The sequence below is a fragment of the Terasakiispira papahanaumokuakeensis genome (assembly GCF_001709345.1).
GTDB lineage: Bacteria > Pseudomonadota > Gammaproteobacteria > Pseudomonadales > Halomonadaceae > Terasakiispira > Terasakiispira papahanaumokuakeensis.
On record NZ_MDTQ01000001.1, the window covers coordinates 3,205,561 to 3,217,933 of the forward strand.

Genomic DNA, 12,373 nt, shown 5'->3' on the forward strand with positions numbered 1-12,373 from the left:
ATGCAGAAACTTGATCCCCCTATTACTGACTTACTGCCCCACGCAGCCCCGATGGTCTTACTTGATCGCTTATGCCATTACACAGCGAATAAAGTGCAGTGTGAGCTGACAATCCAACCGGATAGCTACCTGTACGACCCGCAACAACAAGGCGTGCCTAATTATGTTGCGCTTGAGTATATGGCACAGACTATCGGCGTTATTGCTGGGCTGGAAGCTAAAGCGCGAGCAGATAAAGTTAAACTGGGCTTTCTGCTGGGCACTCGACGCTGCCAGCTACATACAGCACTATTTTCATGTGGTGAAGTATTACAAATCACCGCTGAGCGGGTTTGGCAAGAAGATGAATCGGGACTGGCCGTTTTTGCTTGTCAGGTCACCGGGCGTCATCAGCAATGTTTGGCAGAAGCTCAATTGAATGTGTACCAGCCACACGATATCGACGCTTTTTTTCAAGAGGGAGCGGCATGAGCACTGAACATCAAGCGCTTTTAGTCACCGGCGCCAGCCGTGGTATCGGCCGAGCCATTGCACTATATCTCGCCCGTAAGGGGCACCCCATCACCTTGCACTATCGAGGTAACCATGAGGCAGCCAAAGCCGTCCAGCAGCAGATAGAAGCCGAAGGCGGCCAAGCGCAGCGATTGGCTTTTGATGTCAGTGATCGTGAGGCGGCCCATACTGCCTTAAGCCAGCACATCGAACAATATGGCCCTTTCTACGGCATTGTATTGAATGCCGGAATTGCACGGGATAACGCCTTTCCTGCTTTGCTGGATGAAGAATGGGATCAGGTCATCCACACCAACCTTGACGGCTTTTATAATGTGCTCAAGCCCTGCGTCATGCCAATGGTGCAAGCCCGCAAAGGAGGCCGTATCGTCACCTTATCGTCGCTCTCTGGACAAGCAGGCAATCGCGGCCAAGTGAACTACAGCGCCGCCAAAGCAGGCATCATCGGCGCGACCAAATCCCTAGCACTGGAACTGGCCAAACGACGGATCACCGTCAACTGCGTGGCCCCAGGCCTAATCGAGACAGAAATGCTAGAGACGTTGCCAACCGATGAGATCGTCAAGCAAATTCCCATGCGCCGCCTAGGGCAACCCGAGGAAGTCGCCGCCATGGTGGGCTTTCTAATGTCGGATGAAGCCACCTACATTACTCGGCAGGTCTTTGCCGTTAATGGGGGGTTGTTGTAATACGGGCTCGTGTCGACAAGACCCATCGAGACAGAACGAACCAATACGAGCACCTCAACTGAGTGTGTAGTCACGGAGACAAATCATGGTACATCGGGTGGTAATTACTGGGATGGGCGGTATCTCAGCACTGGGCGATCAATGGTCTAAGATCGAACAAGGGCTTCGTGCACGACAAAACAAAATACAAGTCATGGACGAGTGGGCCCGATATGAAAACCTCGGCACCCGGCTGGGGGGCCCTGTCAGTGATTTCAAAGCCCCCCCTTACCCTCGAAAGAAAGTTCGCGGCATGGGTCGCGTCTCACTGATGGCCACACGTGCCGCCGAAATGGCACTAGAGCAAGCCGGATTACGGGATGACCCCAGCATTCAAGATGGGCGCATGGGCGTGGCCTTCGGTTCATCAACAGGCAGTACAGAACCTGTTCGCGTCTTCGGCAATATGCTCAATGACGGCACCATGCAGGGGGTCACTGCAACCACTTATATCCAAATGATGGCGCACACGACCGCCGTGAATATCGGGGTTTTCTTTGGTTTAAAAGGGCGTGTTCATACCACCTCCAGTGCTTGCACATCAGGCAGCCAGGGGATTGGCTATGCTTACGAAGCGATTCGCCATGGCTATCAACAAATGATGATCGCAGGCGGTGCTGAAGAGCTTTGTGCGACTGAGGCCGCTGTCTTCGATACCCTTTTTGCGACCAGCACACAAAACGATACGCCCGAAATGACCCCTCGCCCCTTTGATGCCCAGCGTGATGGGCTTGTGATTGGAGAAGGTGCCGGTGCACTAGTGCTGGAATCACTGGAACATGCCCAGGCACGAGGAGCCAAGATCCTAGCGGAAATCGTGGGATTTGGGACTAACTCTGACGGCCTGCATGTCACTCAACCGAATGCCCAGACAATGCAAAAGGCCATGACCCTCGCCTTGGATCAAGCAGGATTAGCCCCGGAGGCAATTGGTTACATCAATGCCCATGGAACCGCCACTGAACGCGGTGATATTGCAGAATCCCATGCCACACGTGCCGTATTCGGCGGGCAGACACCCATCAGCACCCAAAAGGGGTATCTCGGCCATACACTGGGCGCCTGCGGCGCGCTAGAAGCCTGGTTCTCAGTCGAAATGATGCACCTAGGCTGGTTTGCACCCAATATCAACCTCAGCGATTTAGATCCTCAATGTGCCGAACTGGACTATATTGTCGGCGATGGACGTCACATCGATACTGAATATGTCATGACCAACAATTTTGCTTTTGGCGGCATTAACACGTCGCTGATTTTGCGCCGGGTCTGACGACATCGTAAGGCTCGATTAAACGCCGCTTAAGCGGCGTTTAATCGAGTATTAGTCAAGAGTTAATCGGGCCACCACTTCATCAGCCAAGGTCAAGCAGCTGGTCAATCCAGGCGACTCAATACCTAACAAGTGAACCAGCCCAGGCACACCATGCACGGCCGCATCGGCGATCAGGAAATCGGCATTGGGCTCACCTGGCCCCACCAGTTTGGGACGAATACCGGCATAGTCGGGCTGAAGTTGTGCTGTCGGCACCTCAGGCCACCACTGGCGAATACCATCCACAAAAGCGTTGACTCTAGCCGGGTCAACTGTCAAAGGATACTGATCTGGGTCAGCCTCAGTGAGCCACTGCACATCCGGCCCGAAGCGAGCCCGAGCGTGTAGATCCAAAGTAAGGTGGACACCTAGCCCGCCGGGCTCAGGCAAGGGGTAAATCAAATGGCGAAACGGTGTCCGACCACTGAGCGAAAAATAATGGCCTCGAGCAAAATGTGCACGAGGTAACCAAGCCGTATCATCACCATGCAGCGCACGCGCCCAGTTAACGGCATTTAAGCCTGCCGCATTGACCAGTTGTCTGACTCGAAAACGCTCACCTTCTACTTCGACAACCACACCTGAAGATTCCAGCGCCCGGGGGATCACTGACTGAGCTGTGACCAACATCGCACCGGCATGTTCAGCATCACCGGCAAGCGCCGTCATGAGTGCATGGCTATCAATAATGCCGGTGGCCGGAGAGAAAAGCGCTTGATCCGCCCGAAGGGCAGGTTCCAGCTGCGACAGATCGGCGCGATCACGCCATTGTAACGGCGTTGCACCATTGGCCTCGGCTTGCGCTTGTAATTGCCTTAAACCTTCTGTTTGGGATTGGGAAGCCACAATCAATTTACCGCAACGTCGAAAAGGCACCCCACGCTGCTGAGCATAGGCATATAACTGCCGTTGGCCTTCGACACAAAGACGGGCCTTGAGGCTCCCGGTCGGGTAATAAATCCCGGCATGAATCACTTCAGAATTACGGGCACTGGTTTCTTCCCCAAAACGCTCGTGGCGTTCCAGAATCATCACCTCTCGGCCCGACTGCGCCAAAGCGCGTCCCACTGCAAGCCCGACAACCCCCGCACCGACGACCAAAGTATCCAGCTGTTCCATCACCCTATTCCTAACCAGAAATTATCAAAGGGCCAGTTCAGTTAACCAATCCCGAGGTTTTAAATAATCCGCCAGACGCGCCTCATCAGAACCAGCCTCTGGCTGCCAGTTATAACCCCAACGGACCTCCGGCGGCAGCGACATCAAAATTGATTCAGTCCGGCCTCCTGACTGCAATCCAAAGAGTGTGCCCCGATCCCAAACCAAATTAAACTCAACATAGCGCCCACGACGAAAGGCCTGGAAGGCGCGCTGTTCAGGGGTATAAGGAAGGGCTCGTCGACGCCTAACGATTGGCAGGTAGGCTTCCAGAAAGTGATCACCGACTGAACGCATGAAGGCAAAGCAGGTGTCGAATCCGCCTTCATTGAGATCATCAAAAAAGAGTCCGCCCACCCCGCGTGCTTCATCCCGGTGTTTGAGATAAAAATACTCATCACACCATGTCTTATAGCGGTGATAGACCTCATCTCCAAAAGGGGCACAAGCGTTCTGCGCCACCTGGTGCCAGTGCAAAATATCCTCATCAACCGGATAGTAAGGCGTCAAATCAAAACCACCCCCAAACCACCATACGGGGGCTTCCCCTGGCTTTTCTGCCATAAAGATTCTGACATTGGCATGACTGGTCGGGATATGCGGATTACGAGGGTGAATAACCAAAGAAACGCCAGCGGCTTGAAAAGAGCGCCCTGCCAACTCGGGACGTGCGGCAGTCGCCGAAGGCGGGAGCCGATCGCCCTGAACATGAGAAAAATTGACGCCTCCCTTTTCAATCACTCCGCCGTTTTCCAGCACTCGAGTGCGCCCCCCTCCACCAGCCTCGCGAACCCAAGTATCTTCAACAAACGACTGCCCATCCTCTGCAGCCAATTGATCACAGATCTGATCTTGTAGCGCCAGCAGATATGTCTTCACCGCAGCAAAATCAATGGCAGGATCATCAGCGGTATTGTCTATCTGCGTCATACTCGACTCCTGATTCAATATAAAAAGAAACTAAACAGTGATGGGCGCTATGATTAACCCGCTCGAACTGTATCGCCGCTCATCAAATCTCGAATCTGGCTCGGCTGGGTGCGTCCCCCAGTCGGACCGTCAAGAAAACCATCCGGCCGATCGCCCAATGCTCTTTGGGCTTCACGTAAGTTCATCGCCGAAGGTTGCCCTGCCAAATTAGCCGACGTCGAAACAATCGGTCCACCAAAGGCCTCACATAAGGCCACAACCAAAGGGTGGTCAGTCACCCTCAGCGCCACACTACCATGCTGACCACGAATCCAAGTCGGAGCTTGTCGTTCGGGATCAGGGACAAGCCAGGTATGAGGGCCCGGCCAACTGTCATCGAGCAATGCGCGCTGCTCGTCCTCTAGAGGCGCAAGCCAGGGCTTCAATTGTCGCTGATGACCGGCAATTAAAATAACGCCCTTTGCGGGATCACGTTGCTTGATCCGTAAGAGCCGTGCGACCGCAATCGGGTTAAAGGGATCACAGCCTACGCCCCACACTGCTTCAGTGGGATATGCCAACACCCCACCCTGACGCAGACACGAGGCCGCAGCCGATATTGCCGACCAAACCGGTACCTCGGGTGCGGCCGCCATCATCGATGATGAAGAAAAAATAGATGACAAATCGGGAGCAGAGCCGCTCGATGAAGAATTGCTCAATGAAGAATCACTCAATGAAGAGCTTGACGGTGACGATGTCACGATAAGAACTCCGTAAGGCTTGACCGGCCTTATGACTAATATTATTGAAGCGGCACGTTACCCAAGCCGGTGCCGCAGAGCAAGTTTATCGCATTCTTATCGAGAGGTTGGTATAGCGGTGCATCAACTGCGCACCCATCCGCCGGGTTGCGCCGTGATCAAGCCTTCGAGTTCAAGTTGCATCAGCCGTGCTTGCAGATCCGCCATGCCCAGCGACAGCTGGCTTTGTAATAAATCCGCTGGAATAGGCGTACCGGACAAACACGACCATACCTGTAGCAAAGGTTCCGGCAAGGCCGGCATCGTGACCTCAGGGCGCAGCATCGCGGTTGGTGTCGTATGAAATGAGCGCTTATCGACATCGACCGCCACCGGTGGGCTTAAATGGGGTTGATGCCAATCGGCTAAATCAGCCACGACCTGATCAGGCGCTGTGACCAACTGTGCCCCCTGACGAATCAACTGATGACAGCCCGCACTTTGGCCCTGTAAAACAGGACCCGGCAATGCATACACTTCACGCCCTTGCTCTGCCGCTAAGCGAGCACTGACTAACGAGCCGCTGCGTTCGGCAGCCTCAATCACGACAACGCCAAGCGCCAAACCAGTCACAATACGATTGCGAACAGGAAACATCTCACGTCGGGGAGGGGCTCCGAGCGGCGCCTCAGATAGCAGAGCGCCCCCCGTATCGACAATTTGATCGGCCAGCGCCCGATGACTACGGGGATAGCAGCGATCCACCCCTGACGCCAAAACACCCACAGTGGCCGCCTTGGCATCCAAAGCACCGCGATGGGCTGCAGCATCAACGCCTAACGCTAACCCACTGATAATACTAAACCCTGCAGCCCCTAACTCGGCGCCAAACTGGTGAGCTAATTGACGCCCAGCATGCGTGGGTTGGCGAGTGCCGACCAGGGCAATACTAGGTCCTTCAATCGCTTCGCAACGCCCGACCAAACAGAGTAAACGAGGAGGATCAGGAATGTGTTGCAAGGTTTGGGGCAGTTGGTGAAAAGGCAGCAGCCAATGCAGAGGCCCTTCGGCCCAATGTAAGTGTGTTTCGACAAGAGGCCACAAGGGCGAACGCTCAGGCATGGCCAACCAAGTACGGGCTGCCTGCTGGGTTTTAAAGGGAACACCCGCCGCCCCTTGGGCTAAAATCGCCAGCCGCTGACGAGGCGTTGCATCGGCCTCCAGCTCAAGCAGTTGTTGAAACCGACGTCCAGAGAACCCAGGTAAACGCCATAGCGCGATGGCATCAGCCAACATCGCGACATCACTCGGTAATGGCATCACATTCCTCCTTGAAGTGAGAGGGTCTTCGATGGACTGATCCATCAGTCCAGCAAAACCAACATCAATTATGCCTGAGATTAAACAGATCACATCATATAGCGGTTCACCTTGATAGGCCCCTTCATCTAGAATAAGGGCTAAGAACGGCCCTGAAGAACGTCATCCTATCCCGATGGCCCACCCAGAGCTGATGCCTAGGCGCTTAAATTGATATCGCGCCTGATCCACCGATTGAATAAATGAGAATGCCATGGCCATTCTGAATATTCTGGAATACCCAGACCCGCGCCTGCGGACCCAAGCTGCCCCGATGACCGAGGCCGATTTCACTCCTGCGCTGCAGCAACAAATCGATGACATGTTCGAGACCATGTACGATGCCCCCGGCATTGGCTTAGCGGCGACGCAGGTCGACTTCCACAAACAACTGATCGTCATTGATGTTTCGGAAACACGTGATCAGCCGCTCGTACTGATCAACCCGAGCTATGAGCCGGTCGATGAGCAGCGGTGTATGATGCAGGAAGGGTGCCTCTCTGTACCGGAGTATTACGCTGAAGTCGAGCGTGCGGTCACAATCCGCCTCAAAGCCTTGGATCGTCATGGCAAGCCATTCGAAATGGAATGCACTGACTTATTAGCCCACTGTGTTCAGCACGAATGTGATCACCTTAAAGGCATCGTCTTTGTCGACTATCTCTCGAAACTGAAACAAGATCGGGTCCGCAAAAAAATGGAGAAACGCCATAAACTTCAAGCTTGATGGCTCAGAAGCCCTACTGCTAATGCAAACGCATCAGCATATTGAAAGATAACTTGGCGACAAGGGCAGGATGCCCACAACCAACGTCCAGAATGAATCAAGATGTCCAAGAAAGACACCCCAAACAGTGGGTGTCCACGCTCTGAATACCGCGACTAATCAAGGCCATTGCATGCGCATCGTGTTTGCCGGAACCCCGGATTTTGCAGCCACTAGTCTGGCCGCCTTATTACCTTCCACCGAGACCTCACAGGCATCGCCTGATATCGAGATCGTGGCGGTGTACACCCAGCCAGACCGACCAGCCGGCCGGGGCCGCAAGCTTAAGCCTAGCCCGGTCAAGGCCCTAGCGGAGACACATCATCTGCCCGTCTATCAACCTGTCTCGCTGAAAACACCCGAGGCTCAGGCGGAACTGGCAGCGCTCAAACCCGATCTCATGATCGTTGTGGCTTATGGCCTGATACTGCCCAAAGCGATACTCGAAATACCCCGCTTAGGCTGCATTAACGTCCACGCCTCCTTGCTCCCACGGTGGCGAGGCGCAGCTCCTATTCAGCGGGCCCTCATCGAAGGCGATACGGAAACAGGGGTCACCTTGATGCAGATGGATGCGGGGTTAGATACCGGCGACATGCTGTTGAAAACCCACTGCCCCATCATGGCAACCGATACCTCGGCCACCTTGCATGACAAGCTGGCAGCACAAGGCGGTGAAGCACTGCAACAACTACTCCCCCAGCTGCTTCACGGCACCCTAGACGCAACACCGCAACCGGCTGATCAAGCGACTTATGCTGCCAAGCTCAGCAAGGCCGAAGCCCAACTTGACTGGCGTCAAGCGGCAACGGTGCTTGATCGTACCGTTCGGGGTTATCAACCGTGGCCAGTGGCTTGGACCCAGCAGGGCGACGATGTCATTCGAGTTTGGGCAGCACAACCTTTGGATATCGAGCACAACGCGGAGCCCGGCCTTCTACTAGATGTCGAAAAAGAAGGCTTGATCGTCGCCTGTGGGAGTGGTTGCCTGAAACTGACCCAACTGCAATTACCGAATGCGAAACAAATGCCCGTCACGGCGCTGCTCAATGGGCATCCGGACCGGTTTATTCCCGGCGAAACCCGTTTTGCCCTTCCTTCAGCGCCTGATGAGACTTACCCATGAATTTGAATCCCCGCGGACGTGCGGCGGCGGCATTGCGCCCTGTACTACGACAGAATGGTTCACTCGCACGCAGCCTCCCCCCTCAACAACAAGGGTGCGCGCCGGAAGATGCGGCATTGGTTCAGGCATTAGCTTATGGCACCTGCCGCTGGCTTCCCCGCCTACGCTGGTGGGCCTCTCAGCTGCTCCAGCAGGGGCTCAAAATGCGCGATGTTGATGTAGAAGCACTACTACTGGTTGGCCTCTATCAACTCCAAGAAGGTCGGGTACCTGCCCACGCCGCCATTTCAGAAACCGTCGAAGCCGCCAAAGCTCTGCGTAAGCCTTGGGCAGTCAAGCTCATTAATGCTTGCCTGCGACGCTTTCAGCGTGAACAGGCGTCTTTGATAGAAGCCGTACAACATAAAGAAGTAGCGGCATTGGCACACCCGGCTTGGCTATTGAAACCGCTGAAAAAAGCTTGGCCTCAACAATGGCGCGATATCTGTGAAGCCAATAATCAACAGCCTCCGCTGACCCTGCGCGTGAATCAGCGCAAAATCAGTCGTGAAGATTACTTGGCGGCGCTTGACGAGACAGGCCTGGAAGCCTACCCCGCGCCTTTCTCAGCTCAAGGCATTTATCTCACCATGGCCGTCAATGTTCGTAATCTTCCGGGCTTTGATGAAGGTTGGTTCAGCGTACAAGACGAGGCGGCTCAGCTCAGCGCAGAACTGCTTGACCTACAAGAGGGGCAGCGCGTGCTTGATGCATGCTGTGCCCCCGGGGGCAAGACAGCCCATATCGCCGAAACGGCTAACGTCGAGCTCACAGCACTGGACAGTGATGATAGGCGTCTGACACGAGTGCACGAAAACCTCACACGCCTTGACCTGAGTGCGAAGATTCAATGTGCTGATGCGGGCCAGCTCGAACAATGGTGGGATCAACAGCCATTTGATCGTATCCTGCTCGATGCTCCCTGTTCTGCGACAGGCGTGATCCGCCGTCATCCCGACATCAAAGCCTTACGTCGTCCGAATGACATCGATACCCTGGCACACACTCAGCGACATTTACTGAACGCGCTATGGGAGACTTTGGCTCCAGGCGGCAAGCTGATCTATGCCACCTGTTCCGTACTCCCACAGGAAAATAAGACGGTCGTCGAAGACTTTCTCCATCAACATCCGGAGGCACAAGCGCTGCCTCTGGATGTTAACTGGGGACAACCCAGTGGGGCTGGTCGCCAGTTACTGCCGCAAGCCGAAGGGCATGATGGTTTTTTCTATGCGGTACTCCAAAAAAGTGCCTCACAATAAATACTTAAAAGTACTGAACCAACATTTAAAGAAGAGGCAGGCACTTGATGCCTGCCTGATCTGGTCCGGGAGTCAGTAGCGTCATGAAGATCATCATTCTGGGTGCGGGGCAGGTCGGTGGGACACTGGCAGAACACCTGACCCACGAAGAAAACGATATCACCGTCGTAGATACGGATATCAAGCGCCTGCGCGAGCTGCAAAACAAACTCGACATCCGCACCATCGTGGGTAAAGCCTCTTACCCGGCGGTATTACGACAGGCGGGTGGCGAAGATGCCGACATGCTGATTGCCGTCACCAATTCAGATGAAGTCAACATGGTGGCCTGTCAGGTCGCCCATGCGTTCTTCAGTACGCCTAGTAAAATTGCTCGGGTTCGTTCGGCGGCTTATCTCACTCGGAAAGGGCTTTTCAATACCGAACGAGGTTTCGACATTGATGTCTTGATCAGCCCAGAACAGGTCGTGACGAATCACATCCGCCGCCTGATCGAATACCCTGGCGCGCTACAGGTACTCGATTTTGCAGGAGGCCTTGCCCAGCTCGTCGCAGTAAAAGCCTATTATGGTGGGCCCTTGGTTGGGCAAGAGCTGGCCACTTTACGTCAGCACACGCCCAATGTGGATACACGCGTCGCCGCCATCTACCGGCGCGATCACGCGATTATTCCCCGGGGCGACACCATTATCGAAGCAGACGACGAAATTTTCTTTATTGCGGCCAGAAAAGATATTCGCGCCGTCATGAGCGAACTACGCAAAGTCGACCAAACCTACCGACGTATTGTGATCGCAGGCGGGGGGAATATTGGTGAACGGCTGGCGGAATCTCTTGAGCATGAATACCAAGTTAAACTGATCGAGTTTAATCTACGCCGCTGTAACGAGCTCTCAGAACGCCTAGACCGTACCGTTGTGCTCAATGGCACCGCAACTGACAAGACCCTGCTTCAAGAAGAAAATATTGAAGATTCTGACATCTTCATCGCCGTCACCAACGATGACGAAGTGAATATCATGTCCTCCATGCTGGCGCGACGCATGGGGGTACGTAAAGTCATGACGTTGATTAATAACGCGGCCTATGTTGACCTCGTACAAGGTGGCGAAATCGACATCGCGTTTTCCCCACAAATGGCCACCATTGGCAGCTTGCTCACACATATCCGGCGTGGCCAAGTGAAAAACGTCCACTCACTACGCCGAGGGGCTGCTGAAGCGATCGAAGCGGTTGCTGTAGGGGATGAGAAAAGCTCACGCCTGGTTGGGCGCGCTCTTGAAGACATCGACCTTCCGGACGGCGTCACCATCGGCGCACTGGTGCGTGGCAGCGAAGTCCTTATCGCCCACGATGACATCGTCGTTGAATCCGGCGACCACCTCATTCTCTTCCTCGTCGACAAACGCAAAATCCGCGAAGTAGAACAACTCTTCGCCGTCGGCATCACCTTCATCTAATATCACCTATATCTACCCCATGGCATTCACATCCCATGGGGCAGAAATTAGAAATTGTAAGAGTATGAAACGCAGCAGCGTAGCGCGTGTGCTCAACGTGAATAGTTTTATCTACTGACTGCAGAGGGGAGTAAGCCTCACAAAGCACAATAAGTGATGACTCACTCGAAACTTCCAGCGATCAATATAATCAGCTTACGAAACTTCCAGCGATCAATATAATCAGCTTATGTCTAAGAGCTAAAATCAAAGTGTCGAACAACTAACACTCTATTATTTAACCGTAAGACCCTTCGACCTATACTCAACAGCTTCATTTAAAGTAAACCCTTTTCCTTTCCATTTAGAAGCCTCTAAAGGGGTAAACCTCGCTTGATGCCACTCAATCACCATATGAGCTGACCTGAAACCATACTGAACCCAAGGTTTCGCATCATATGGAGTAAATCCATTGCGTCGAAACTCTGAAGCCTCGAGCGGGTTTAATCCAATTCCTTGCCATGCACTAGCTTCGTGGTCAGGCATCTGACGCCATGGGCTCGCAGCCATACAACCGGAAAATAGTAGCGAACAAGCAAAAAACACTACATACAATGAATTTTTCAAATCAGAACCTCCATGTCATTGATAATATAAAGTTTTAATTGTATCTCAATCATACGGTTAAGATATATATTCTATAGAACAATTATCGACATTGAAGGCATAGCGACAAGCCATTTTGAATGGCGTTTGCGTGTTTTTATCGAATGGATTTTGATTTGTACCCACAACGAAAAACGCCCTGCTCATTGAGCAGGGCGTTGGAATAGATGCCTGACGATGACCTACTTTCACATGGGGAGACCCCACACTATCATCGGCGCTAAGTGGTTTCACTTCTGAGTTCGGCATGGGATCAGGTGGTGCCCACTCGCTATTGTCGTCAGGCAAAACTGTTGGGATGATGCTATTGCAGCATCCCGAAAAGGGGCAAGTCTTCAAGCCGTATCGTCGAA

Annotated in this window: 11 protein-coding genes and 1 rRNA gene; 7 read left to right on the forward strand and 5 right to left on the reverse strand. The window is 53.6% G+C overall.

The genetic code is table 11. From position 1 onward, the window contains the following. The 3 genes from BFW38_RS13950 to BFW38_RS13960 all read left to right on the forward strand — a co-directional run bounded on the left by BFW38_RS13950 (nucleotide 1) and on the right by BFW38_RS13960 (nucleotide 2,511). Entirely contained in the window at nucleotides 1-471 is a 471-nt protein-coding gene (locus tag BFW38_RS13950; RefSeq protein ID WP_068999454.1) for a hotdog family protein, read from the forward strand. Beyond that, on the forward strand, nucleotides 468-1,202 hold the full coding sequence (locus BFW38_RS13955) for a 3-ketoacyl-ACP reductase FabG2 (RefSeq protein ID WP_068999455.1): 735 nt from the start codon (nucleotides 468-470) through the stop codon (nucleotides 1,200-1,202). The genes BFW38_RS13950 and BFW38_RS13955 overlap by 4 nt, the downstream gene beginning before the upstream one ends. An 85-nt stretch (nucleotides 1,203-1,287) precedes the next feature. Beyond that, nucleotides 1,288-2,511, forward strand: a complete 1,224-nt coding sequence (locus BFW38_RS13960) for a beta-ketoacyl-ACP synthase (RefSeq protein WP_068999456.1) — start codon at nucleotides 1,288-1,290, stop codon at nucleotides 2,509-2,511. Between the two features lie 51 nt (nucleotides 2,512-2,562). Here BFW38_RS13960 and BFW38_RS13965 read toward each other — a convergent pair whose 3' ends face one another. The 4 genes from BFW38_RS13965 to dprA form a co-directional block, all read right to left on the reverse strand. Then, a complete protein-coding gene (locus BFW38_RS13965; RefSeq protein ID WP_068999457.1) occupies nucleotides 2,563-3,672 on the reverse strand; it encodes an NAD(P)/FAD-dependent oxidoreductase in 1,110 nt (369 codons plus the stop codon). A 24-nt stretch (nucleotides 3,673-3,696) separates the two neighbouring features. Then, on the reverse strand, nucleotides 3,697-4,641 hold the full coding sequence (gene hemF, locus BFW38_RS13970; RefSeq protein ID WP_068999458.1) for an oxygen-dependent coproporphyrinogen oxidase: 945 nt from the start codon (nucleotides 4,639-4,641) through the stop codon (nucleotides 3,697-3,699). Nucleotides 4,642-4,694: 53 nt separating this feature from the next. Then, nucleotides 4,695-5,342, reverse strand: coding sequence for an L-threonylcarbamoyladenylate synthase type 1 TsaC (tsaC, locus tag BFW38_RS13975; protein ID WP_342668853.1), 648 nt, complete (start codon nucleotides 5,340-5,342; stop codon nucleotides 4,695-4,697). A gap of 165 nt (nucleotides 5,343-5,507) precedes the next feature. Continuing rightward, nucleotides 5,508-6,683 (reverse strand): DNA-processing protein DprA, encoded by a 1,176-nt coding sequence (dprA, locus tag BFW38_RS13980; RefSeq protein ID WP_068999460.1) that lies wholly within the window; start codon nucleotides 6,681-6,683, stop codon nucleotides 5,508-5,510. Nucleotides 6,684-6,936: 253 nt separating this feature from the next. On the opposite strand from dprA, the gene def reads away from it, so the two are divergent. The 4 genes from def to trkA all read left to right on the forward strand — a co-directional run bounded on the left by def (nucleotide 6,937) and on the right by trkA (nucleotide 11,375). Then, entirely contained in the window at nucleotides 6,937-7,449 is a 513-nt protein-coding gene (gene def / locus BFW38_RS13985) for a peptide deformylase (RefSeq protein WP_068999461.1), read from the forward strand. A 172-nt stretch (nucleotides 7,450-7,621) separates the two neighbouring features. Then, nucleotides 7,622-8,614: a methionyl-tRNA formyltransferase gene (gene fmt, locus BFW38_RS13990; protein ID WP_068999462.1), complete on the forward strand. Its 993-nt coding sequence runs from the start codon at nucleotides 7,622-7,624 to the stop codon at nucleotides 8,612-8,614. Then, nucleotides 8,611-9,915 (forward strand): 16S rRNA (cytosine(967)-C(5))-methyltransferase RsmB, encoded by a 1,305-nt coding sequence (gene rsmB / locus BFW38_RS13995; protein WP_218186428.1) that lies wholly within the window; start codon nucleotides 8,611-8,613, stop codon nucleotides 9,913-9,915. Before fmt ends, rsmB begins: the two co-directional genes overlap by 4 nt. Before the next feature lie 83 nt (nucleotides 9,916-9,998). After that, nucleotides 9,999-11,375 carry a Trk system potassium transporter TrkA gene (gene trkA / locus BFW38_RS14000; protein ID WP_068999463.1) on the forward strand — a complete coding sequence of 459 codons (1,377 nt, stop codon included), beginning with the start codon at nucleotides 9,999-10,001 and terminating at the stop codon, nucleotides 11,373-11,375. A gap of 814 nt (nucleotides 11,376-12,189) precedes the next feature. Here trkA and rrf read toward each other — a convergent pair. Next, a 5S ribosomal RNA gene (gene rrf / locus BFW38_RS14010) occupies nucleotides 12,190-12,305 on the reverse strand. Nucleotides 12,306-12,373: the final 68 nt, after the last annotated feature.